This is a genomic window from Streptomyces sp. NPDC089919 (assembly GCF_040684615.1).
Taxonomy (GTDB): Bacteria; Actinomycetota; Actinomycetes; order Streptomycetales; family Streptomycetaceae; genus Streptomyces.
Genome location: NZ_JBFBGK010000018.1, coordinates 17,808 through 39,764 on the forward strand (window position 1 = coordinate 17,808; position 21,957 = coordinate 39,764).

The window sequence follows — 21,957 nt, forward strand, 5'->3', positions numbered from 1 at the left end:
GGAGGCGCCGGGTGGCCGTGACGGCGCTGGCCGCCGCGCTGCTGGCCGCGACCGCCGCCGGCTGCGACGGGCGCGCCACCACCCACCACAAGCCCGGCACCAGCCACGAGCAGGCCTCCGGGGAGGCCGGCACCCTGCTCGCCGCCGACGACGGCGCCGGGCACCGGCTCCGGCAGGTGCCGGCCGCCGGCGCCCCGCAGGTCCGGCTCGCGGTACGACCGGACACCGAGGACGGCTGGAACCTCGAGCTGACCGTCCAGAACTTCCAGTTCACCCCCGCCAGCACCGGCGGCGCGGCGGTGCCCGGCGGCGGCCACGCCCACCTCGACCTGGACGGCCGCATGCTGGCCCGCCTGTACGGCCCGTGGTTCCACCTGCCCGCGGCGCAGGTGCCCGCCGGCCCGCACACGCTGACCGTCCGCCTGTACGCCGACGACCACACGGTCTGGGCGGTCGCCGGCCGCCCGGTCCAGGCCACGGTCCGGCTCACCGGCACCGCGGCCGGACCGGGCCCCGGAACCGGCGGCGGTACGGGCGCCGGTTCCGGGGCGGCGGCCGGCTCCGGCGGGCACGCCCGTCCCTCGCCGGGCGCCCCGACCGCGCCCGCCCCGACCGCTCCCGCCCCGACCGTCGACCGGACCGTCGCCATCGCCGTCCGCGGGGGGCGCGTCCAGCCGCCGCCCGGCCGGATCGAGCTGCGCCGCGGCCAGCGGCTCGCCCTGGTCGTCACCAGCGACACCGCGGACACGCTGCACGTCCACGGCTACGACAAGGAACTCGCCCTGCCCGCCGGCCATCCGGCCACCCTGGTCCTGACCGTGGACCGCACCGGCCTCTTCGAGGTGGAGACCCACGCGTCGGACCTCGTCCTCACCCAACTCCTCGTCCGATGACGGGCCCCGGGGGCGGGTACGCCGGGCCGGGGCCGGGCGGATCCCTCCACGACCTCTTCCTCGCCCACGGCATCGGGGCCCAGCACGACCTGCCCGTCTCGCCGTTCTACGCCTACGCCGGCGCCTTCACCGCGCTCTTCGTCTCCTTCCTCGCCCTCGGACTGCTCTGGTCGCGTTCCCGCTTCACCGGGGCGGCCGCCGGGCGGCCGCTGCCCGCCGGGCTCCAGCGGGCGGCCGACGCCCCGGCGACCCGGGCCGCCCTGCGCGCGCTCGGGCTGGCCGGCTGGCTGTTCGTCCTGCTGCACCTCCTCCTCGGTCCCGACGACCCCGACCGCAACCCGGCCGCCGGCAGCGTGTACGTCCTCCTCTGGGTCGGGCTGGTGCCCGCCTCCCTGCTCCTGGGCCCCCTCTGGCGGCTGCTCAACCCGCTGCGCACCCTGCACACCCTCCTGCGCCCCCTGCTGCCGCACCGGACCCCCCGGCCGGTGCCGGCCCGGCTGGGGCTGTGGCCCGCCGCGGCCGGGCTGCTCGGCTTCACCTGGCTCGAACTGGTCGCCCCCGACCCCGCCTCCTCGACCACCCTCCTGACGGCCTTCGCCGCCTACACCGCCGGCCACCTGCTCTGCGCCGCCCGCTACGGCGAGCGGTGGTTCGAGGCGGCCGAGTCCTTCGAGGCGTACTCCGTCCTCCTCGCCCGGCTCGCCCCCCTCGGCCGCCGCGCCGACGGCCGGCTCGTCCTGCGCAGCCCCTTCAACGGCCTCGACGGCACCCCCCAGCTGCCCGGGCTGGTCGCCACCGTCTGCGTCCTGCTCGGCTCCACCGCCTACGACGGCTTCTCCGACAGCCCCTCCTGGATCAACACCCTCCAGACCTCCCCCCTCGGCCGCACCCCCGCGGCCACCCTGGGCCTGCTCGGCTCGGTCGCCCTGGTCGCCGCCCTCTACTGCCTCTGCGCCGCCGCCACCCGGCTGCTCTCCGGGCCCGTCCGGCGCCCCCTGACCGCCTTCGCCCACTCCCTCCTGCCGATCGCCCTCGGCTACCTCACCGCCCACTACTTCTCACTCCTGGCGACCGAAGGGCCACGTACGGTCATGCTGGCATGGGGCACCGACAACGCCCGGGCACCCGAGTCGCCGCTGGGCCCCGGGGGGCTCGCCGCCCTCCAGGTCGGCGCCGTCGTCACCGGGCACGTCCTCGGCGTGATCGCGGCCCACGACCGGTCCGTACGCCTCTTCCCACCGGCCCGGGCGGTCGTGGGCCAACTCCCGCTGCTGGCGCTGATGATCACGTACACGCTCGGCGGCCTGAGTCTCCTGCTGACCTGAACCGGATAACCGGACCCCCGCAGTCCGCTGTCATACAGGAGCGGCATGATGGACCCCGTGCCTCCCGCCAACTCACTCCGCCGCACACCGATCCAGCAGCGCAGCGCCGAGCGCCTGACCCGGATCCTCGACGCCTGCGCAGAGCTCCTCGACGAGACGGGCTACGAGAACCTGTCGACCCGGGCCGTGGCGCTGCGCGCCGGGGTCCCGATCGGATCGGTCTACCGCTTCTTCGGCAACAAGCGCGCGATGGCCGACGCCCTGGCCCACCGCAACCTCGACCGGTACGCCGAGGGCATCGCCGAGCGGCTGGCCGTGCTGCCCGCCACCGACTGGCGGCCGGTGGTCGACGCCGTGCTCGACGAGTACCTGAACATGAAGCGGACCGTGCCCGGCTTCGGGCTGGTCGACTTCGGCGTCCCGGCCCCGGCCGAGAGCCCGGCCGCCGACACCAACCTGGTCGTCGCGGACCGCCTCACCGAGCTCCTGTGCACCCACCTCGCCCGCCCCGCCGACCCGCCCCTGCGCCGAGCCGTCCTGGTCGCCGTGGAGGCCACCGACGCCCTGGTCCACCTGGCCTTCCGCAGCGACCCGGACGGCGACCCGGACCTGATCGCGGAGACCCGGGCGATGATGCGGGCGTACCTGGCGGGGATTCTGGACTGAGGCTTCGGCTGGGCGGGGTCCCGATGGCCGTCCGTGGTGTGCGGGTCCCCGCGTCGCTTGACGGGGGCGGCCTGCCGGCCCTGCGGCAGGCCCACCCCTGGGACTTCGCGGCTTCGCCGTCGCCTGCGGCGATCCCAGGCCCGGGCCTGCCTCCGGACCAGCCTGCCACCCCCGTCAAGCGCCGCTCCCCGCACACCACGGACGGCCTGGCACAGTTCCAGCCCGGCCGGCGGGGGTCCCCGCCGTGCCTACCGGTCGGTATGCTCACCGTGCTCGTGTGCCGCCGCAGCATGCCGCCCGGGGGAGGACCCGTGTCCGCACCATCAGCGCAGCCCGCACCGCCCAGCCGCACCCAGCCCCCACCGCCCGCCACCGCGCCCACGGCGGACGGGCCGCGGGTCAGGACCGCGCTGCGGATCTGTCCGCTCTGCGAGGCCACCTGCGGGCTCACGCTCACGATCGAGGGCCGCCGCGTCACCGCCGCCCGCGGCGACCGCGAGGACGTCTTCAGCAAGGGCTTCATCTGCCCCAAGGGCGCCGCCTTCGCCGAGCTCGACGGCGACCCGGACCGCCTCACCACCCCCCTGATCCGCGAGGACGGCCGGCTGCGTCCGGCCGGCTGGGAGGAGGCCTTCGACGCCGTCGCCGCCGGGCTGCGCCCGCTCGTCGAGGCGTACGGCCCGCAGGCCGTGGGCGTGGTGCTCGGCAACCCCAACGCCCACACCATGGCCGGCGCCCTCTACCCGCCGCTCCTGCTCCAGGGCCTCGGCACCCGCAACCTCTTCACCGCCAGCACCCTCGACCAGATGCCCAAGCACGTCTCCAGCGGGCTGCTCTTCGGCGACCCCTTCGCCATCCCCGTGCCCGACCTCGACCGCACCGACCACCTGCTGCTCCTGGGCGCCAACCCGCTGGACTCCAACGGCAGCCTGTGCACCGCGCCGGACTTCCCCGGCCGGCTCAAGGCCCTGCGCGCCCGGGGCGGCACCCTCGTCGTGGTCGACCCGCGCCGCACCCGCACCGCCCGCCTCGCCGACCGGCACCTGGCCATCCGGCCCGGCGCCGACGCCCTGCTGCTGGCCGCCCTGGCCCACGTACTCCTCGAGGAGCGGCTGGCCGACCCCGGCGCGCTGGCCCCGCACCTCGACGGGCTGGCCGAACTCGGCGCGGCGCTGCGGCCGTTCACCCCCGAGGAGGTCGCGGCCGGCTGCGACCTGCCGGCCGCCGAGATCCGGCGGCTGGCCCGCGAGCTGGCCGCCGCCCGCACCGCCGCGGTCTACGGCCGGGTGGGCAGCAGCACCGTCGAGTTCGGCACCCTCGCCAACTGGCTGGTGGACGTGCTCAACATCCTCACCGGCAACCTGGACCGGCCCGGCGGGGTCCTGCTGCCGCTGGCCGCCACCGCCCCGCGCCCGCGTCCGGCCGGTCCCGGCAAGGGCTTCGCGCTGGGCCGCTGGCACAGCCGCGTCGGGGGACACCCCGAAGCCAAGAGCGAACTGCCCCTGGCCGCCCTGGCGGAGGAGATCGAGACCCCGGGCGACGGCCGGATCCGGGCCCTGATCAGCATCGCCGCCAACCCGGTGCTCTCCGCCCCCGACGGCCGCCGGCTCGACGCGGCCCTGGCCGGGCTCGACTTCATGGTCAGCGTCGACCCCTACCTCGGCGAGACCAGCCGGCACGCCCATGTCGTGCTGCCCCCGCCGCCGCCCGCCCAGAGCGCCCACCACGACTTCTCCTTCAACGGCTTCGCCGTCCGCAACCAGGTCCGCTACACCCGGGCGGCGGTCCCGCTCGCCCCCGGGCTGATGGACGAGTGCGAGATCCACGCCCGGCTGGTGCTGGCCGCCACCGGCCGGCACGGCGCCCCGCCCGGCGCGGTCGACGAGCTGGTCATCGCCACCGCGCTCGGCAAGGCCGTGGCCGACCCGGACTCGTCCGTGCACGGCCGCGACCCGGGTGCGCTGGCGGCCCTGCTGACCGGCGAGGGCGGCCCCGAGCGCCGGCTGGACCTGATGCTCCGGCTCGGCCCGTACGGCGACGGCTTCGGCGCCGACCCGGCCGGACTCACCCTCGACCGGCTGCTGGCCGCCCCGCACGGCATCGACCTCGGCCCGCTGGAGCCGCGGCTGCCCGGGGTCCTCAGGACCCGCAGCGGCAGGATCGAGCTGCTGCCGGAACCGATCGCGGCCGATCTGCCGCGGCTGCGCCGGGCGCTCGCCGACCGTCCGGCGGCCCTGGTCCTGGTCGGCCGCCGGCACCTGCGCTCCAACAACAGCTGGCTGCACAACGTCCCGGCGCTGACCGGCGGCAGCAACCGCTGCACCCTCCAGATCCACCCCGACGACGCCGCCCCGCTGGGCGTCACCGACGGCGGCCGGGTCAGGATCACCGCCGCGGGCGGTTCCGTCGAGGCCCCCGCCGAGCTGACCGACACCGTCCGCCGGGGGGTGGTGAGCCTGCCGCACGGCTGGGGCCACGACCGGCCCGGTACCCGCATGGCGGTCGCCGCCGCCGAGCCGGGGGCCAACGTCAACCAGCTGCTCGACGGCAGCCGACTGGACCCGCTCTCCGGCACCGCGGTGCTCAACGGCTTCCCCGTGGAGCTGACCGCCCTGCCCTGACCTGGGGTTTTGCTCGTATTGCTCGCGCGTTGACGTCTTGTTCACGCCAATGCGCGGGCCCTACGTTCGTCCGGACCGCGGCCCCGAAGGGCGTTCTCGGCGGTCCTCCAGGGCGAACGTGAGGTTCCATCCATGCTGACCATTCTCGGCTTCGCCATGATCGCGACGTTCCTCGTCCTGATCATGATGAAGAAGCTCTCGCCGATCGCGGCGCTGGTGCTGATCCCGGCCCTCTTCTGTGTCTTCGCAGGTCAGGGCGGGCAGTTGGGCGACTACGTCATCGAGGGCGTCGGCAAACTGGCGCCGACCGCCGCCATGCTGATGTTCGCCATCGTCTACTTCGGCCTCATGATCGACGTCGGCCTCTTCGACCCGGTCGTCCGGGGCATCCTGCGCTTCTGCAAGGCCGATCCGCTGCGCGTGGTGGTGGGTACCGCCGTGCTGGCGGCCGTGGTCTCGCTGGACGGCGACGGCTCCACCACCTTCATGATCACGGTTTCGGCCATGTACCCGCTCTACAAGCGGCTGGGCCTGAGCCTGGTGGTGATGACCGGCGTGGCCGCCACCGCCAACGGCGTGATGAACACCCTCCCGTGGGGCGGCCCGACCGCCCGGGCCGCCACCGCCCTCAAGGTCGACGCCGCCGACATCTTCGTCCCCATGATCCCGGCGCTGGCCGTGGGCCTGGTCTTCGTCCTCGTCCTCGCGTACGTCCTGGGCCTGCGCGAACGCCGCCGGGTGGGCGCGCTCGTGCTGCCCGACGGGCAGCCGGCGGCCGACGCCCCGCAGGACCCCGCGCTCCAGGGCCTGGACCCGCACCGCCCCACCCTGCGCCCGCGCCTGTACTGGTTCAACGCGGCCCTCACCCTCGCGCTGCTCACCGCGATGATCATGGAGCTGCTGCCCATCCCGGTGCTGTTCCTGCTCGGTGCCGCCCTCGCCCTCACGGTCAACTTCCCGCGCATGGACGACCAGAAGGCCCGGCTGGCCGCGCACGCCGACAACGTCCTCAACGTCGCCGGCATGGTCTTCGCCGCCGCCGTCTTCACCGGTGTGCTCTCCGGCACCGGCATGGTCAAGCACATGGCCGACTGGCTGGTGTCGGCCGTCCCCGAGGGCATGGGCCCGCACATGGCCCTGGTCACCGGCGTGCTCAGCCTGCCGCTCACCTACTTCATGTCCAACGACGGCTTCTACTTCGGCGTCCTGCCGGTGCTCGCCGAGGCCGGCGCGGCCCACGGCGTCTCCCCGCTGGAGATCGCCCGGGCCTCGCTGGCCGGGCAGGCCCTGCACATGTCCAGCCCGCTGGTCCCGGCCGTCTACGTGCTGGTGGGGATGGCCAAGGTGGAGTTCGGCGACCACACCCGCTTCACCGTCAAGTGGGCCGCCCTCACCTCGCTGGTGGTGCTGGGCGCCGGCATCCTCTTCGGCACGGTCTGAGCCGGGACGGGCCGGTCCGGTCCCATCCGGTGCGGTACGTGCCGGTTCCGGCTGCCGGGGGTGCGTTTCCGGCCGCGACGGCCGGGCGGCACACCCTGGCGGCCGAAAACTATCACCGCTAGTTTGTAGGGTGGTCGCTCGGCAGTTCCACGTCCCGCCCGGCCACCGCCGGGCGGGCGCACCACGGGAGGATGCGATGAAGGCTCACGACGGCATGTACATCGGCGGCGAGTGGCGGGCGCCGGCCGGCCAGGAGACCATCGCGGTCCTCAACCCGGCCACCGAGCAGGTCATCGCGCACGTCCCGGCCGGCACCGCCGAGGACGTCGACGCCGCGGTACGGGCCGCCCGGGCCGCCTTCCGCGGCTGGGCCGGCACCGCCCCGGCCGAGCGCGCCGCCAAGATCGCCGCCCTGCGCGACGTGCTGGCGGCCCGCCGCGCCGAGATCGCCGAGACCGTCACCGCCGAGCTCGGCGCCCCGGCCGGCTTCGCCGAGGCGGTGCACGCCGGGGCCCCGATCGCGGTCGCTGGCTCCTACGCCGAACTGGCCGCCTCGTACGCCTTCGAGGAGAAGATCGGGAACTCCACGGTCTACCTGGAGCCGCTGGGCGTGGTCGCCGCGATCACCCCGTGGAACTACCCGCTGCACCAGATCGTCGCCAAGGTGGCGCCCGCCCTCGCGGCCGGCTGCACGGTCGTCCTCAAGCCATCCGAGGACACCCCGGTCACCGCCCAGCTGTTCGCCGAGGCGGTCCACGAGGCCGGGCTGCCGGCCGGTGTCTTCAACCTGGTCACCGGCACCGGCCCGGTGGCGGGCCAGGCCCTGGCCGCCCACGAGGACGTCGACCTGGTCTCCTTCACCGGTTCCACCGCCGTCGGCCGGGCCATCGGCGCGGCCGCGGGCGCCGCGGTCAAGCGGGTCGCCCTGGAGCTGGGCGGCAAGTCCGCCAACGTGATCCTGCCGGGCGCCGACCTCCCCAAGGCCGTCGGCGCGGGCGTGGCGCACGTCCTGAACAACTCCGGCCAGAGCTGCAACGCGCTGACCCGGATGCTCGTCCACCGCGACCAGTACGAGGAGGCGGTCGCCCTGGCCAAGGCCGCCGCCGAGAAGGCGGTGGCCGGCGACCCGCTCGAGGCCGGCACCCGGCTCGGCCCGCTGGTCAACGCCAAGCAGCTGGAGCGGGTCCGCGGCTACATCGCCAAGGGCCTCGAAGAGGGCGCCCGGCTGGTGGCCGGCGGGGCCGAGCCGCCGCACCCGACTGGCTACTTCGTCGCCCCCACCGTCTTCGCCGACGTCACCCCCGAGATGACCATCGCCCAGGAGGAGATCTTCGGCCCGGTCCTCGCCGTCCTGCCGTACGAGGACGAGGAGGACGCCCTGCGGATCGCCAACGGCACCGCATACGGCCTCGGCGGCGCGGTCTGGGCCGCCGACGACGAGAGCGCGGTGGCCTTCGCCCGCCGGATGGACACCGGCCAGGTGGACATCAACGGCGGCCGCTGGAACGCCCGCGCCCCCTTCGGCGGCTACAAGCAGTCCGGCGTGGGCCGCGAGCTGGGCCCGCACGGCCTGGCCGAGTACCTGCACACCAAGTCCCTCCAGTTCTAGCCCGTCCCGCCGGTACAGCCGCCGTCCCCGAAGGAGCGTCCGTGGTCCGCGCCGCCGTCCTGCCCGCCGTCGGTTCTCCCCTGGAGATCACCGAGATCGTCCTGCCCGAGCCGGGGCCCGGCCAGGTCCGGGTCCGGCTCGCCGCCGCCGGGGTCTGCCACTCCGACCTCTCGCTCACCGACGGCACCATGCGGGTCCCGGTGCCCGCCGTGCTGGGCCACGAGGGCGCCGGCACCGTCGTCTCGGTCGGCGAGGGCGTCGGCCACGTCGCCGCCGGCGACCCGGTGGTGCTCAACTGGGCGCCCTCCTGCGGGTCTTGCCACCACTGCGCGATCGGCGAGGTCTGGCTCTGCGTCAACGCCCTGACCGGCGTCGGCGCGGTGTACGCCCGCACGACCGACGGCCGGGACCTGCACCCGGGGCTCAACGTCGCCGCCTTCGCCGAGGAGACGGTGGTCGCGGCGAACTGCGTGCTGCCCGCCCCGGCCGGCGTCCCGCTGGCCGAGGCCGCGCTGCTGGGCTGCGCGGTGCTGACCGGGTACGGGGCCGTGCACCACAACGCCCGGGTGCGCGAGGGCGAGTCGGTGGCGGTCTTCGGGGTGGGCGGGGTGGGCCTGGCCGCCCTCCAGGCCGCGCGGATCGCCGGGGCCGGTCCGATCGTGGCGGTGGACGTCTCGCCGGCCAAGGAGGAGCTGGCCCGGGCGGCCGGCGCCACCGAGTTCGTCCTCGCCTCCGAGACCACAGCCAAGGAGGTGCGCAAGCTCACCGGCGGCCGGGGCGCGGACGTGGCGGTCGAGTGCGTGGGGCGGGCGCAGACCATCCGCACCGCCTGGGACGCCACCCGGCGCGGCGGCCGGACCACCGTGGTCGGCATCGGCGGCAAGGAGCAGCAGGTCTCCTTCCACGCCCTGGAGATCTTCCACTTCGCCCGCACCCTGTCCGGCTGCGTGTACGGCAACAGCGACCCGGCCCGCGACCTGCCGGTGCTCGCCGAGCACGTCCGGGCCGGCCGCCTGGACCTCGGCGCGATGGTCTCGGAACGCATCGGCCTGGACGGCATCCCGGGCGCGTTCGAGGCGATGCTGGCGGGGAAGGGCGGGCGGTCGGTGGTGGTGTTCTGAGGAGGCGGGCGGCCGGGGTGTGCGGGTCCCCGCGGTGCTTGACGGGGGCGGCCCGCAGGCCCTGCGGCAGGCCCACCCCGGGGACGAGCGGCTTCGCCGTCGCCTGCGGCGATCCCCGGCCCGGGCCTGCCTCCGGACCAGCCTGCCACCCCCGTCAAGCACCACTCCCCACACACCCCGACCGCCCCCGGTACGCGTACTACGGGCGGGCCAGGGCCTCGTACTGGGTGCTGAGGCCGTCCAGGAGGGCGCGCAGGCCGGTTTCGAAGGCGCCTTCGTCGATCTCCTGCTGCCGCTCGGCGAGCAGGTGGGCCTGGCCCAGGTGCGGGTAGTCGGCCGGGTCGTAGGCCGTGCGGTCGTCCACGAAGCCGCGGGCGAAGGAGCCGAGCGCCGAGCCCATGACGAAGTAGCGCATCAGGGCGCCGATCCGGGTGGCCTGGGCGGGGGGCCAGCCGGCGGCCGTCATGGCGCCGTAGACCGCGTCCGCCAGCCGCAGGCCGGCCGGGCGCCGGCCCGGGCCGCGGGCCAGGACCGGGACGATGTTGGGGTGGTCGGCCAGCGCGCGCCGGTAGGAGACGGCCCAGTCGTGCAGCGTGGCGCGCCAGTCCCGGCCGTCCTCGAAGACGGAGAGGTCCACCCGGGCGCTGACCGCGTCGGCCACCGCGTCCAGGATCTCGTCCTTGTTCCGGAAGTGGTTGTAGAGGGAAGGTCCGCTGACCCCGAGGGCGGCGGCCAGCCGCCGGGTGGAGACCGCCTCCAGCCCTTCCGCGTCCACCAGCGCGCCCGCCGTCTCGACGATGCGTTCTCGGCTCAGCAGGGGCTTGCGCGGTCGGGCCATGCGGCACATAGTAAGGCCTGCCCAAGGAAAACTAGCGGTGCTAATTAAACGCCGCCGCCCCGACCCGATGCCGACCCGGCGAGGTGCCGATGAACCTGGAACCGAGCGAGGAGCAGGCGGCCGTGCGCCGGCTCGCCCGCGAGTTCGCCGACCGCGAGATCGCCCCGTACGCGGCCGCGTGGGACCGCGCCGAATCCGTCGACCGGGCCATCGTCAAGAAGCTCGGCGACCTGGGCTTCCTCGGGCTGACCGTGCCCGAGGAGTACGGCGGCTCGGGCGGCGACCACTTCTCCTACGTCCTGGTCACCGAGGAGCTGGGGCGCGGCGACTCGGCCGTGCGCGGGATCGTGTCCGTCTCCCTCGGGCTGGTCGCCAAGACCATCGCGGCCTGGGGCGACGAGGGCCAGAAGCGGGCCTGGCTGCCCCGGCTCTGCTCCGGCGAGGCGCTGGGCTGCTTCGGCCTGACCGAGCCCGGTACCGGCTCGGACGCCGGGAACCTGGCCACCCGCGCGGTCCGGGACGGCGACGGGTACCTGATCAACGGCAGCAAGATGTTCATCACCAACGGCACCTGGGCCGACGTGGTGCTGCTCTTCGCCCGCACCGGGGAGGCGCCGGGCCACCGCGGGGTCTCCGCCTTCCTGGTGCCCGCGGACACCCCCGGGCTGACCCGGCGCGAGGTGCACGGCAAGCTGGGCCTGCGCGGCCAGGCCACCGCCGAGCTGGTCCTCGAGGACGTGCGGGTGCCGGCCGGGGCGCTGCTCGGCCCCGCCGGGAAGGGCTTCTCGGTGGCCATGTCGGCGCTGGCCAAGGGCCGGATGTCGGTGGCCGCCGGATGCGTGGGCATCGCCCAGGCCGCGCTGGACGCGGCGCTGGCGTACGCCGGGCAGCGGGAGCAGTTCGGCCGCACCATCGCCCACCACCAGCTGGTGCAGGAGCTGATCGCGGACATCGCCGTCGACCTGGACGCCGCGCGGATGCTGACCTGGCGGGTGGCCGACCTGGTCGACCGCGGGCGGCCCTTCGCCACCGAGGCCTCCACCGCCAAGCTCTTCGCCTCGGAGGCCGCGGTCCGGGCCGCCTCCAACGCCCTCCAGGTGCACGGCGGGTACGGCTACATCGACGAGTACCCGGCCGGCAAGCTGCTGCGCGACGCGCGGGTGATGACCCTGTACGAGGGCACCAGCCAGATCCAGAAGCTGGTGATCGGCCGGGCGCTCACCGGGGTCTCCGCCTTCTGACCGGCCCGCGCCCGGCCCGCCCCGACCGCCTAAGCGCTTGCTCACCGCTCGGGTAAGGTGGTCAGTCACTGCGGGAGAGGGTGTGCCATGGACGGCGTGGAGGAGCGGACCGGGGAGTACGTGCCCTGGTCGGAGGTGACGCCGGACGCGGCCCGGCGGCTGCTGGTCGCGGCCGTCGAGGCCTTCGCCGAGCGCGGGTACCACGCCACCACCACCCGGGACATCGCGGGTCGGGCCGGGATGAGCCCGGCCGCGCTCTACATCCACTACAAGACCAAGGAAGAACTGCTCCACCGGATCAGCCGGATCGGGCACGACAAGGCCCTGGAGATCCTGACCACGGCCGCCGGGGGTCCCGGCAGCGCCGCCGACCGGCTGGACGCCGCCGTGCGGTCCTTCGTCCGCTGGCACGCCGCGCACCACACCACCGCGCGGGTGGTCCAGTACGAGCTGGACGCGCTGGGCGAGGAGCACCGGGACGAGATCGTCGGCCTGCGCCGGCGCAGCGACGCGGCGGTGCGGCGGATCCTCGCCGACGGCGTGGCCGCCGGCGAGTTCGATGTCCCGGACCTGCCGGGCACCACCCTCGCGGTGCTCTCGCTCTGCATCGACGTGGCGCGCTGGTTCAGCACCGAGGGCCGTCGGACCCCGGACGAGGTCGGCGCGCTCTACGCCGACCTCGTGCTGCGGATGGTCGGGGCCCGGCGGTAACGGGCCCCGGGCGGGGCCGCGTTCGGGAAGAGCCCCGGTCAGAAGAAGTAGCGGGAGACGGTCTCGGCGACGCAGACCGGCTTCTCGCCGCCCTGCCGCTCGACCGTGACGGTCGCGGCCACCTGCACCCCGCCGCCGGCCTCGGTGACCTCGGTGATCACGGCGGTGGCGCGCAGCTGCGAGCCCACCGGCACCGGCGCCGGGAAACGCACTTTGTTCACGCCGTAGTTGATGCCCATCCGCATCCCCTCGACCCGCATGATCTGCGGCACCAGGCTGGGCAGCAGGGCGAGGGTGAGGTAGCCGTGCGCGATGGTCGAGCCGAAGGGGCCGGTGGCGGCACGCTCGGGGTCGACGTGGATCCACTGGTGGTCACCGGTGGCGTCGGCGAACAGGTCGATCCGCTTCTGGTCCACCTCCAGCCAGTCGCTGGGCCCCAGTTGGGCGCCCACCCCGGCGCCCAGCTCCTCGGCGGACGTGAAGATCCTCGGCTCGGCCATGCCCCTGCCTTCCATGGAAGTCACTAGCTTGATTAAGCGCTTGCTCAGCATGCGGGGAGGGGCGTGCCCTGTCAACGCGCCGTCCGAGTAGGGTCGGCGGAGTGCCGCAGATTCCAGAGAAGGTCCACGAACTCACCGTCGGACAGCTGTCCGCCCGCAGCGGCGCCGCCGTCTCGGCGCTGCACTTCTACGAGGCCAAGGGGCTGATCAGCAGCCGCCGCACCTCGGGCAACCAGCGCCGCTACACCCGCGACACGCTCCGCCGGGTGGCCTTCGTGCGGGCCGCCCAGCGCGTCGGCCTCCCGCTCGTCACCATCGGCGAGGCGCTGGCCCAGCTCCCCGAAGGACGCACCCCCACCCGCGAGGACTGGGCCCGGCTCTCCGAGAACTGGCGCGCGGTGCTCGACCAGCGCATCGCCCAGCTGAGCCGGCTGCGGGACAACCTCACCAACTGCATCGGCTGCGGCTGCCTGTCCCTGAGCACCTGCGCGCTGTCCAACCCGGACGACGCCTTCGGCGACCGCCTCACCGGCTCCAAGCTGTAGCCGCAGCCGCGCCCCCCGCCGCCTGCGCGCGGGCCGCCGCCACCAGTTCGGCGTTCGACCGGGCCGGCCGGCCGTCGGGCAGCGTCAAGGTGTCGGCCACCCCCGTGCGCAGTGCCAGGGACCGGGCGGCCGCCAGCCGCAGCACCGGCCAGGCGGCCGGTCCCCGGCCGTGGAGCAGCACCGGCCGGCCGGTGCCCAGCGCGGCGAGCAGTTCGAGGGCCGCCGCGACCGGATCCGCGGCCGCCGGTACCTCGGCCAGCACCCGCAGCACCCGGCCGCGCAGCGGCGAGCGGGCGAACCGGGCCGCGGCCGGACCGCCCCCGCGCACCAGCGCCTCCACCGCCACCCCCCGCCCGAGCAGCAGCCCGGCCAGCTCCTCCGCCCCCGCCAGCGACCAGTCCACCGCCGCCCGGTCGGGCAGCACCGTCCACTCGGGCACCCGCTCGCCGCCCAGGTAGGCGTCCACCCCGACCGGTACGGCCACCCGCGCCCGCACCTCCTCCAGCAGCGGCCCCAGCACCCTGGGGGAGAGGCTGTCCCGCCCGCAGGGGGTCTTCGGCCGCACCTGGACCTCGCCGGCCCCGGCCGCCGCCGCCCCCGCCGCCGCCTCGGCCAGCGCGCCGGGGGAGAGCGGCACGGCCGTGCCGTCGGCCGCGGTGCGGGCGCCGTTCAACGCCGCCTGGATCACCACGCGGACCTCACCTTCCCGTCCGGGCGGCCCCGGTGCCGCCCGCCCCCGCCGACGTCACGCCGCCGCGCCGTGCCCGGCGCCGCCCCAGGTCTCCGCGCCCGCCAGCGCGGGCCGCGGCACCACGATGCCGCATCCCTTGCAGACCGGCCCGTACCAGGCCGCCTCCGAGGAGCCCGGCAGCCACAGCAGCTCCGGGGTGCCGCAGACCGGGCACACCGTGCCGCGCTGCTCCGCCTCCAGGGCCCGCACCAGCCGCCGCAGCACCTCGCCCAGCGCCCCCTCCGGCCGTATCCCCGGATCCGCGCAGCGCACCACCTCCGGGCCGCTCCACGCCCGGTCGGGGGTGCGCAGCCCGTGGTGCTTCTCCCGTCTGCGCCGCTCCGCGAACCGCCGCTCGTAGGTGAGCCACACCCCGCGCGCGTCCTCCAGCTCCTCCAGTGCGGCCACCAGCCGCAGCGGATCGCACCCCCGGTCCTCGGGCCCGATCCCGTGCCGGTCGCACAGGTGCCACCAGGTCGCCCGGTGGCCGTACGGGGCGAACCGCTCGAGGCAGCGCCGCAGCGAATGCCGCCGCAGCGCCCGGTCGTTGGACGCGTCTCGTACCTGCACCGCAAGGCTCCGGAATCCCGCCATTGCACCGCCACCTCCGCCGCTAGAGTCCAGGCGCCGATGGAGGGACGTTCCGGAAGCCGCTCGGGCTCCATCCGCGATGCGATGGCAGCCATCACCGGCGCGTAGCGACACATGCCCGCGACCGGCCGGGTGCACACGGAGCACGCGGGGCGTCCGGGTGGCATTGGCGCGATCTCAGTGCCCGATCCGGCCCGCCGCGAGGATCACCCGGGCGAGTTCGGCGTGGCAGATGTCGCTGTGCGCCCCCGAAGGCGCCCCGCCCCGGCGCACCACGGCCGCCGCGTCGACACTGACGCATCCGGACCCGGGCAGGCCGCCGGCCAGGGCCTGCGCCAGCGTCAGCCGGGGCGTCCCGGGCACCGCCTGCACGCCGTCGTGGCCCATGGCGCCCCACCGCTCGTCGAAGCCCGCGAAGGAGGCCGAATCCCCGGCCATCCGGGAGGCCAGCGGATAGAACACCCGCAAGGCCGCGTCGTACGAGGAGAAGCAGGACACCACCGGCCCGTCCACCCGGCCCGCCAGCCCCCGCAGTGCCCCGCCCCGGTCCCGGTCGTGCGGCAGCACGTCGGCGAACGCGTAGTGGGAGAAGGCGCCTTGAAGGAGCGTCAGGGATTTTACGCTCCGTGTGTGCGCCGGTACGCCGCGCAACGCGTACGAGACCAGCCGGGCCCCGAAGCTGTGGCCGGCCAGATGGATCCGCAGCCCGGGCCGCTGCGCCGCGAGGGCGGCCAGCGCCGGGCCCAGGCCCCGCTCGCCGACCGTGCCGGCCCGCCGCTTCATCTCGTAGTAGGTGGCCTGGCGCAGCAGTTCCTTGCCGCCGCGCCAGGCCTTCTTCAGTCCGTCGCCCACCGAGAAGCCCGCGAACGCGGGGTCCTGCGCCCCGGCCTCGGCCAGCGCGCCGAGCAGGTCCCGGCAGACGCCGAGGGTGTCCTCCATCAGGATGGCCGGGAGGTCCGCGGCCCCGGTGGCCGCCGCCTGCGCCGCCGTCCCCGCCACCAGGGTCCGCACCAGCGTCCCGAACTCGGCGAAGGCCTCGGCCGACTCCGGCTGCTGCGCCAGCAGTTCGCCGATCCGGCCCAGCTCGGGCCGGCGGCCGGGCCAGAAGGCGTCCAGTGCGGCCAGGGTCGCCCCGTCCAGGGCGGCGTCCCCGGCCGCCGGCCCGGCCGCGGCGGAGTGCGGGTCGAAGTCCGGCACCGGCTCGTCCGAGAAGCGCATGGAGGGCCACAGCACCCCCGCGTACCCGAGCCGAACCGCCGGGGAGTCGGCCAGCAGCCCCGGGAACGGCGCGAAGAAGGCCCGGTAGAGCCGGGTGGCGGTGGACCGGTCGTTGTTCCAGCCGTGCGAGAAGACCAGGAGGTCGGTGACCGGCAGCCGGGCGAGGTCCGCCCGGCCGCCCGGCCCCGGATCCCCGTCGGCGTCGAAGGTCAGCTCCGCGTACGGCTCCACGCCCGCGTCCGACATGTCCGTCCCCTCCCGTGCCCGTCACGCACCGGAACAGCACCGCCGGACCAGCATCCCGCCGGATCGGGCACTCGGAAAGACCCCTGGCGGAGACTCCCTTCCCGACGACATACCGACCGGTTAGTCTGTCGCCTGCCGGCCGCCCGGACCGGCAGTCGACCGTGAGGAGTGGATCCCGTGGGAGCGTTCGAGGGACAGGGCGTCGTCGTCACCGGAGCGGGCGGCGGGATCGGCGCCGCACTGGCCGAGCGGTTCGCCGCCGAGGGTGCGCGGGTCGCCGTCAACGACCTCGACCCGGCCCGGACCGCCGAGGTGGCCGGCCGGCTGGGCGCGGTGCCCCTCCCCGGCGACGCCTCCGCCATCGCCGGAGCCGCCCTGGAGGCCCTGGGCACCGTCGACGTCTACTGCGCCAACGCCGGACTCGCCTCGCCCGGCGACGCCTTCGCCGACGAGGACGTCTGGGCCGCCGCCTGGGACACCAACGTGATGGCCCACGTCCGGGCGGCCCGCACCCTGCTGCCGCACTGGCTCGAGCGCGGCGCCGGCCGGTTCGTCTCCACCGTCTCCGCGGCCGGACTGCTCACGATGATCGGCGCGGCCCCGTACAGCGTCACCAAGCACGGTGCGCTCGCCTTCGCCGAATGGCTCTCGCTCACCTACCGCCACCGCGGCCTGGACGTGCACGCGATCTGCCCCCAGGGGGTGCGCACCGACATGCTCACCGCGGCCGGCAGCGCGGGGGAGCTGGTGCTGGCGCCCACCGCCATCGAGCCCGGGGACGTGGCCGACGCCCTCTTCACGGGCATGGCCGAGGGCCGCTTCCTGATCCTCCCGCACCCCGAGGTGGCCGGCTACTACGCCACCCGGGCGAGCGACCCCGACCGCTGGCTTGGCAGCATGAACCACCTGCAACGCAAGTGGGAGGGCGCATGACGCAGGACACCGCGGACCACCGGGCCGCGGCCGGCTACCGGGACCGGCCCTGGCTCGGGCTGCTCGGCGCGGCCCAGCGGGCCCCCGTCACACCTCCGCCCAGCGTGCTGCACGCCTTCCGCCGGGCCGCCGCGCGCACCCCGGACCGCACCGCCCTCGTCTACTTCGACGGCCGGCTGGACTACGCCGGGACCGACGCCCTCTCCGACGCCCTCGCCGGGCACCTCGCCGAGCGGGGCGTCCGCCCCGGCGACCGGGTCGCCGTCATGCTCCAGAACACCCCGCAGTTCGTCCTCGCCCTGCTCGGTGCCTGGAAGGCCGGGGCGGTGGCCGTGCCGGTCAACCCGATGTACAAGAGCGCCGAGGTCGCCCACGTCCTGCGGGACGCCGGAGCCGCCGCGCTGGTCTGCACCGACAGCGCCTGGGAGGAGTTCCTGCGCGCCACCGCCGCCGGCTGCCCCACCGTGCACACCGTCCTCACCAGCGCCGACCGGGACCTCCAGACCCGCGACGACCCGCGCGTGCTGGCCGCGCCCCGCCTCCCGCGCCCCGCCGACACCACCGACCTGCTCAGCTGCGCCCGCAGCGGCCGGCCGGCCCCCGCCGTGCCGGAGCCGGGCCCCGCGGACACCGCCCTGATCAGCTACACCTCCGGCACCAGCGGAGCCCCCAAGGGCGCCCTCAACCCGCACGGCGCCCTCGCCTACAACGCCGAGCGGCAGCGCACCGGCCACCCGCTCCCCGAGGGCTCCCGCTACTTCGCCCTCGCCCCGCTCTTCCACATCACCGGCATGGTCTGCGAGCTGGCCACCTGCTTCGTCAACGCGGGCACCCTCGTCCTCACCCACCGCTTCGAGCCCGGCGTGGTCCTGGACGCGCTGCTCGAACACCGCCCGCAGTACGCCATCGGCCCCGCCACCGCCTTCATGGCCCTGGCGGCCCGCCCCGAGGCCGCCCCCGGCCACTTCGACTCCCTCCGGGTCGTCTCCTCCGGCGGCGCCCCGCTGCCGCCCGCCCTGGTCGAGCGGCTGCGCGACACCCTCGGCCTGGACCTGCGCAACGGCTACGGCCTCACCGAGACCACCGCCCACCTGGCCTCCGTACCCGTCCACCGGCGCGCCCCGGTCGACCCGCGCAGCGGCACCCTCTCCGTCGGCGTCCCCGGCGCCGACACGGAGCTGCGGATCGTCGACGAGCGGGGCGCCGAGGTGCCCTTCGGCGAGACCGGCGAGATCCTGGTCCGCGGCCCCCAGGTCGTACCCGGCTACTGGCGCCGCCCGGAGGCCACCGCCGAGACCTTCCCCGACGGCGAACTGCGCACCGGCGACGTCGGCTTCATGGACCCGGACGGCTGGCTCTACGTGGTCGACCGCAAGAAGGACATGATCAACTGCTCGGGCTTCAAGGTCTGGCCCCGGGAGGTGGAGGACGTCCTCTACGCCCACCCGGCGGTCCGCGAGGCCGGCGTGGTCGGCGTCCCGGACCCCTACCGCGGCGAGAGCGTCAAGGCGTACGTCAGCCTGCGCCCGGGCGCCACCGCCACCCCGGCCGAGCTGGTCGCGCACTGCGCCGCCCGGCTGGCCGCGTACAAGTACCCCCGCGAGGTGGAGGTGCTTCCCGCGCTCCCCAAGACCACCAGTGGGAAGATCATCCGGCGGGATCTGCGCGGACCCGGCCGGATTTCGCCGGTGGCCCGCTGACCCGGCACACTCGTCCGGCAACCGTTGCGGCACACGTCAGAAGGGTCAGGTGACGGCATGGGCAGAACCGTGGACGCGGAGGACACCCCCGTCCCCCAGCGACTGCTGGCCGCCGCCACCCGGCTCTTCGCCGACCGGGGCTACGACCGCACCTCCGTCCAGGAGATCGTCGAGGCCGCCGGGGTCACCAAGGGCGCCCTCTACCACTACTTCGGCTCCAAGGACGACCTGCTCCACGAGGTCTACGCCCGGATGCTGCGGCTCCAGCAGGAGCGGCTGGACGCCATCGCCGACTCGGACGCCCCGGTCGCCGAGCGGCTGCGCGCCGCCGCCGCCGACGTGGTGGTCACCACCATCGAGAACCTCGACGACGCCGCCATCTTCTTCCGCTCCATGCACCAGCTCAGCCCCGAGAAGAGCCAGCAGGTCCGGGCCGCCCGCCGGCAGTACCACGAGCGCTTCCGGGCCCTGGTCGAAGAGGGCCAGCGCACCGGCGTGTTCGCCACCGCCACCCCCGCGGACCTGGTGGTGGACTACCACTTCGGTTCCGTCCACCACCTGTCCACCTGGTACCGCGCCGACGGCGCGCTCAGCCCCCAGCAGGTCGCCGACCACCTCGCCGACCTCCTGCTGCGGGCCCTGCGCCCCTGAACGCCGCTGCCGCTACAGGTACTTCTTCAACTCGCGGCGGGCCAGCGACCGCTGGTGCACCTCGTCCGGACCGTCCGCGATCCGCAACGTCCGCGCCGCGGCCCACAGTTCGGCCAGCGGATGGTCCTGACCCACGCCACCGGCGCCGTGCAACTGCACCGCCCGGTCGATGATCTCCACCACCGCCCGCGGGGTGGCGATCTTGATCGCCTGGATCTCGGTGTGGGCGCCCCGGTTGCCGACGGTGTCCATCAGCCAGGCCGTCTTCAGCACCAGCAGCCGCAACTGCTCGACGGTGACGCGGGCGTCCGCGATCCAGTTCTGCACCACGCCCTGCGCGGCCAGCGGCTTGCCGAAGGCGTTGCGCCCCGCCGCCCGCCGGCACATCAGCTCGATCGCCCGCTCCGCCATGCCGATCAGCCGCATGCAGTGGTGGATCCGGCCCGGGCCCAGCCGCGCCTGGGCGATGCCGAAGCCGCCGCCCTCCTCGCCGACCAGGTTCGACACCGGCACCCGGGCGCCGTGGAACACCACCTCGGCGTGACCCCCGTGGGAGTGGTCCTCGTACCCGTACACCCGCATCGCGCGCCGGACCTCCACCCCCGGGGTGTCCCGGGGTACCAGCACCATCGACTGCTGGCGGCGCGGGTCGGCGCCCTCCGGGTCGGTCTTGCCCATCACGATGAAGACCTTGCAGTGCGGGCTCATCGCCCCGGAGATGTACCACTTGCGGCCGGTGACCACGTACTCGTCGCCCTGCCGCTCGATCCGGGTCTCGATGTTCGTCGCGTCCGAGGAGGCGACCTCCGGCTCGGTCATCGCGAAGGCCGAGCGGATCTCCCCGGCCAGCAGCGGCTCCAGCCACTGCTTCTGCTGCTCCTCGCTGCCGAACTGCGCCAGCAGCTCCATGTTCCCGGTGTCCGGGGCCGCGCAGTTGGTCGCGGTGGGCGCCAGGTGCGGGCTGCGGCCGGTGATCTCCGCCAGTGGCGCGTACTGGAGGTTCGTCAGCCCCGCGCCGTGCCCGGCGTCCGGCAGGAAGAGGTTCCACAGCCCCTGCCGCCGCGCCTCGGCCTTCAGCTCCGCCACCACCGCGGGGGTGTCCCAGGGCGAGGCGAGCGCGGCCCGCTGCTCCTGCTCCACCGCCTCCGCCGGGTAGACGTGGTCGTCCATGAACGCCAGCAGCCGCGCGCGCAGCTCCTCGGTCCGGGCGTCGAATGCGAAGTCCATGACTGCTCAGCCTTCCTGAAGGGTGGTCAGGCCGCGTTCGATGAACACGGGCACCAGCGCGCCGATCCGGTCGAAGCCCGCCCCGACCGTCTGGCCGAGGGTGTAGCGGTAGTGGATGCCCTCCAGGATCACGGCCAGCTTGAACCAGGCGAAGGCGGTGTACCAGGCGATCTGCGAGGTGTCCCGGCCGGACCGCTCGGCGTACCGCGCCACCAGCTCCGCGGGCGCCGGATGGCCCGGCGCCCCGCTGGTGGTGCTCACCGGCGACCCGGGCACGTTCAGCGGCGAGCTGTACATCACCAGCAGCCCGAGGTCGGTCAGCGGGTCGCCGAGCGTGGACATCTCCCAGTCCAGCACCGCCGCGATCCGGTCCGAGCCGTCGATCAGGACGTTGTCCAGCCGGTAGTCGCCGTGCACCACCGTCGGCGCGGGGGAGTCCGGCCGCCGGCGGCCGAGCGCCGCGTGCAGCTCGTCGATCCCCGGCAGCTCGCGGCTGCGGGAGGCGGCCAGCTGCTTGCCCCAGCGGCGCAACTGCCGCTCGAGGAAGTCCTGGGGATGTCCGAAGCCCGCCAGCCCCACCGTCTCCGGGTCCACCCGGTGCAGGTCGGCGAGGGTGTCGACGAGCCGCAGCAGCACCGCGCGGGTCCGCTCGGGACCCAGCTCCGCGAGCTGTTCCGCGCTCCGGTAGGGCGTGCCCTCCACGTACTCCATCACGTAGAACGGCGCGCCGATCACCTCGGTGTCCTCGCAGAGCAGCGCCGGGGCCGGCACCGGCACCGCCGTGCCGTGCAGCGCCTGGATCACCCGGTGCTCGCGTGCCATGTCGTGCGCGGTGGCCAGCACGTGCCCCAGCGGCGGCCGGCGCACCACCCAGCGGTGGGTGCCGTCGCTCACCTCGTACGTGAGGTTCGAGCGGCCGCCCTCGATCAGCCGGCCGGTCAGCGGGCCGAGGGTCATCGCCGGCCGGTCCTGTTCCAGCCGCGCGCGCAGCCGCTCCAGATCGAGGCCCCGTGGATCGGCTGAGGACATGATGCGCACCTCCGTGCGGACGCGGCCGGACGACCCGGCTCGGACGGTGCACCCCATCATGCCGACCAGTCGGTATGTCGTCCAGAGGGGCGCCCCGCGGGCCCGCGCGTCCCCGGGGTGCG

General features: G+C 75.1%; 20 protein-coding genes. 13 read left to right on the forward strand and 7 right to left on the reverse strand.

From position 1 onward, the window contains the following. The first annotated feature begins 11 nt into the window (after positions 1–11). The 7 genes from AB0O40_RS10595 (at position 12) to AB0O40_RS10625 (ending at position 9,675) form a co-directional block, all read left to right on the forward strand. Positions 12–893: a hypothetical protein gene (locus AB0O40_RS10595; RefSeq protein ID WP_365037992.1), complete on the forward strand. Its 882-nt coding sequence runs from the start codon at positions 12–14 to the stop codon at positions 891–893. After that, the gene (locus AB0O40_RS10600) at positions 890–2,218 is read left to right on the forward strand and encodes a hypothetical protein (protein ID WP_365037995.1); all 1,329 of its coding nucleotides are present in this window, start codon (positions 890–892) and stop codon (positions 2,216–2,218) included. The genes AB0O40_RS10595 and AB0O40_RS10600 overlap by 4 nt, the downstream gene beginning before the upstream one ends. Positions 2,219–2,266: 48 nt before the next feature. Continuing rightward, the gene (locus AB0O40_RS10605) at positions 2,267–2,884 is read left to right on the forward strand and encodes a TetR/AcrR family transcriptional regulator (RefSeq protein ID WP_365037998.1); all 618 of its coding nucleotides are present in this window, start codon (positions 2,267–2,269) and stop codon (positions 2,882–2,884) included. 410 nt (positions 2,885–3,294) lie between these two features. Continuing rightward, positions 3,295–5,505 carry a molybdopterin oxidoreductase family protein gene (locus AB0O40_RS10610; RefSeq protein ID WP_365038162.1) on the forward strand — a complete coding sequence of 737 codons (2,211 nt, stop codon included), beginning with the start codon at positions 3,295–3,297 and terminating at the stop codon, positions 5,503–5,505. A 132-nt stretch (positions 5,506–5,637) separates the two neighbouring features. Further along, positions 5,638–6,945, forward strand: coding sequence for a citrate:proton symporter (locus tag AB0O40_RS10615; RefSeq protein ID WP_365038001.1), 1,308 nt, complete (start codon positions 5,638–5,640; stop codon positions 6,943–6,945). Positions 6,946–7,141: 196 nt separating this feature from the next. Continuing rightward, the gene (locus AB0O40_RS10620) at positions 7,142–8,554 is read left to right on the forward strand and encodes an aldehyde dehydrogenase family protein (protein ID WP_365038004.1); all 1,413 of its coding nucleotides are present in this window, start codon (positions 7,142–7,144) and stop codon (positions 8,552–8,554) included. A 41-nt stretch (positions 8,555–8,595) separates the two neighbouring features. After that, complete coding sequence (locus tag AB0O40_RS10625; RefSeq protein WP_365038007.1) at positions 8,596–9,675, forward strand: Zn-dependent alcohol dehydrogenase; 1,080 nt, start codon at positions 8,596–8,598, stop codon at positions 9,673–9,675. Positions 9,676–9,874: 199 nt separating this feature from the next. Here the strand turns inward: AB0O40_RS10625 and AB0O40_RS10630 are convergent, their stop codons facing one another. Then, the gene (locus AB0O40_RS10630; RefSeq protein WP_365038010.1) at positions 9,875–10,513 is read right to left on the reverse strand and encodes a TetR/AcrR family transcriptional regulator C-terminal domain-containing protein; all 639 of its coding nucleotides are present in this window, start codon (positions 10,511–10,513) and stop codon (positions 9,875–9,877) included. 89 nt (positions 10,514–10,602) lie between these two features. On the opposite strand from AB0O40_RS10630, the gene AB0O40_RS10635 reads away from it, so the two are divergent. Both AB0O40_RS10635 and AB0O40_RS10640 read left to right on the forward strand, forming a co-directional pair. Then, positions 10,603–11,754: an acyl-CoA dehydrogenase family protein gene (locus AB0O40_RS10635; RefSeq protein WP_365038013.1), complete on the forward strand. Its 1,152-nt coding sequence runs from the start codon at positions 10,603–10,605 to the stop codon at positions 11,752–11,754. 87 nt (positions 11,755–11,841) lie between these two features. Continuing rightward, positions 11,842–12,465, forward strand: coding sequence for a TetR/AcrR family transcriptional regulator (locus AB0O40_RS10640; RefSeq protein ID WP_365038016.1), 624 nt, complete (start codon positions 11,842–11,844; stop codon positions 12,463–12,465). A gap of 38 nt (positions 12,466–12,503) precedes the next feature. Here the strand turns inward: AB0O40_RS10640 and AB0O40_RS10645 are convergent, their stop codons facing one another. After that, positions 12,504–12,965: a MaoC family dehydratase gene (locus AB0O40_RS10645; RefSeq protein WP_365038019.1), complete on the reverse strand. Its 462-nt coding sequence runs from the start codon at positions 12,963–12,965 to the stop codon at positions 12,504–12,506. A gap of 101 nt (positions 12,966–13,066) precedes the next feature. On the opposite strand from AB0O40_RS10645, the gene soxR reads away from it, so the two are divergent. Further along, positions 13,067–13,510 carry a redox-sensitive transcriptional activator SoxR gene (gene soxR, locus AB0O40_RS10650; RefSeq protein ID WP_365038022.1) on the forward strand — a complete coding sequence of 148 codons (444 nt, stop codon included), beginning with the start codon at positions 13,067–13,069 and terminating at the stop codon, positions 13,508–13,510. Here soxR and AB0O40_RS10655 read toward each other — a convergent pair. The 3 genes from AB0O40_RS10655 to AB0O40_RS10665 form a co-directional block, all read right to left on the reverse strand. Next, positions 13,491–14,198, reverse strand: a complete 708-nt coding sequence (locus tag AB0O40_RS10655) for a 3-keto-5-aminohexanoate cleavage protein (protein WP_365038165.1) — start codon at positions 14,196–14,198, stop codon at positions 13,491–13,493. The genes soxR and AB0O40_RS10655 overlap by 20 nt on opposite strands. A 57-nt stretch (positions 14,199–14,255) precedes the next feature. Then, complete coding sequence (locus tag AB0O40_RS10660; RefSeq protein WP_365038025.1) at positions 14,256–14,834, reverse strand: hypothetical protein; 579 nt, start codon at positions 14,832–14,834, stop codon at positions 14,256–14,258. 174 nt (positions 14,835–15,008) lie between these two features. After that, a complete protein-coding gene (locus AB0O40_RS10665) occupies positions 15,009–16,295 on the reverse strand; it encodes a serine-threonine protein kinase (protein WP_365038028.1) in 1,287 nt (428 codons plus the stop codon). 177 nt (positions 16,296–16,472) lie between these two features. Between AB0O40_RS10665 and AB0O40_RS10670 the strand changes: the two genes are divergently transcribed. The 3 genes from AB0O40_RS10670 to AB0O40_RS10680 are packed head-to-tail and all read left to right on the forward strand — an operon-like array spanning position 16,473 to position 19,579. Next, positions 16,473–17,228 carry an SDR family oxidoreductase gene (locus AB0O40_RS10670; protein ID WP_365038031.1) on the forward strand — a complete coding sequence of 252 codons (756 nt, stop codon included), beginning with the start codon at positions 16,473–16,475 and terminating at the stop codon, positions 17,226–17,228. After that, a complete protein-coding gene (locus tag AB0O40_RS10675; RefSeq protein WP_365038034.1) occupies positions 17,225–18,928 on the forward strand; it encodes an AMP-binding protein in 1,704 nt (567 codons plus the stop codon). The genes AB0O40_RS10670 and AB0O40_RS10675 overlap by 4 nt, the downstream gene beginning before the upstream one ends. 57 nt (positions 18,929–18,985) lie before the next feature. After that, positions 18,986–19,579 (forward strand): TetR/AcrR family transcriptional regulator, encoded by a 594-nt coding sequence (locus tag AB0O40_RS10680; protein WP_365038037.1) that lies wholly within the window; start codon positions 18,986–18,988, stop codon positions 19,577–19,579. A gap of 12 nt (positions 19,580–19,591) precedes the next feature. Here the strand turns inward: AB0O40_RS10680 and AB0O40_RS10685 are convergent, their stop codons facing one another. Both AB0O40_RS10685 and AB0O40_RS10690 read right to left on the reverse strand, forming a co-directional pair. Further along, complete coding sequence (locus AB0O40_RS10685; protein ID WP_365038039.1) at positions 19,592–20,806, reverse strand: acyl-CoA dehydrogenase family protein; 1,215 nt, start codon at positions 20,804–20,806, stop codon at positions 19,592–19,594. Positions 20,807–20,812: 6 nt separating this feature from the next. Further along, complete coding sequence (locus tag AB0O40_RS10690) at positions 20,813–21,835, reverse strand: phosphotransferase family protein (RefSeq protein ID WP_365038042.1); 1,023 nt, start codon at positions 21,833–21,835, stop codon at positions 20,813–20,815. Positions 21,836–21,957: the final 122 nt, after the last annotated feature.

Coding starts and splice junctions, on each gene's coding strand:
- AB0O40_RS10600 (WP_365037995.1), top strand. CDS start 890: ATGACGGGCCCCGGGGGCGGGTACGCCGGGCCGGGGCCGGGCGGATCC.
- AB0O40_RS10605 (WP_365037998.1), top strand. CDS start 2,267: ATGGACCCCGTGCCTCCCGCCAACTCACTCCGCCGCACACCGATCCAG.
- AB0O40_RS10615 (WP_365038001.1), top strand. CDS start 5,638: ATGCTGACCATTCTCGGCTTCGCCATGATCGCGACGTTCCTCGTCCTG.
- AB0O40_RS10620 (WP_365038004.1), top strand. CDS start 7,142: ATGAAGGCTCACGACGGCATGTACATCGGCGGCGAGTGGCGGGCGCCG.
- AB0O40_RS10630 (WP_365038010.1), bottom strand. CDS start 10,513: ATGGCCCGACCGCGCAAGCCCCTGCTGAGCCGAGAACGCATCGTCGAG.
- AB0O40_RS10635 (WP_365038013.1), top strand. CDS start 10,603: ATGAACCTGGAACCGAGCGAGGAGCAGGCGGCCGTGCGCCGGCTCGCC.
- AB0O40_RS10640 (WP_365038016.1), top strand. CDS start 11,842: ATGGACGGCGTGGAGGAGCGGACCGGGGAGTACGTGCCCTGGTCGGAG.
- AB0O40_RS10645 (WP_365038019.1), bottom strand. CDS start 12,965: ATGGCCGAGCCGAGGATCTTCACGTCCGCCGAGGAGCTGGGCGCCGGG.
- AB0O40_RS10660 (WP_365038025.1), bottom strand. CDS start 14,834: ATGGCGGGATTCCGGAGCCTTGCGGTGCAGGTACGAGACGCGTCCAAC.
- AB0O40_RS10665 (WP_365038028.1), bottom strand. CDS start 16,295: ATGTCGGACGCGGGCGTGGAGCCGTACGCGGAGCTGACCTTCGACGCC.
- AB0O40_RS10675 (WP_365038034.1), top strand. CDS start 17,225: ATGACGCAGGACACCGCGGACCACCGGGCCGCGGCCGGCTACCGGGAC.
- AB0O40_RS10680 (WP_365038037.1), top strand. CDS start 18,986: ATGGGCAGAACCGTGGACGCGGAGGACACCCCCGTCCCCCAGCGACTG.
- AB0O40_RS10685 (WP_365038039.1), bottom strand. CDS start 20,806: ATGGACTTCGCATTCGACGCCCGGACCGAGGAGCTGCGCGCGCGGCTG.
- AB0O40_RS10690 (WP_365038042.1), bottom strand. CDS start 21,835: ATGTCCTCAGCCGATCCACGGGGCCTCGATCTGGAGCGGCTGCGCGCG.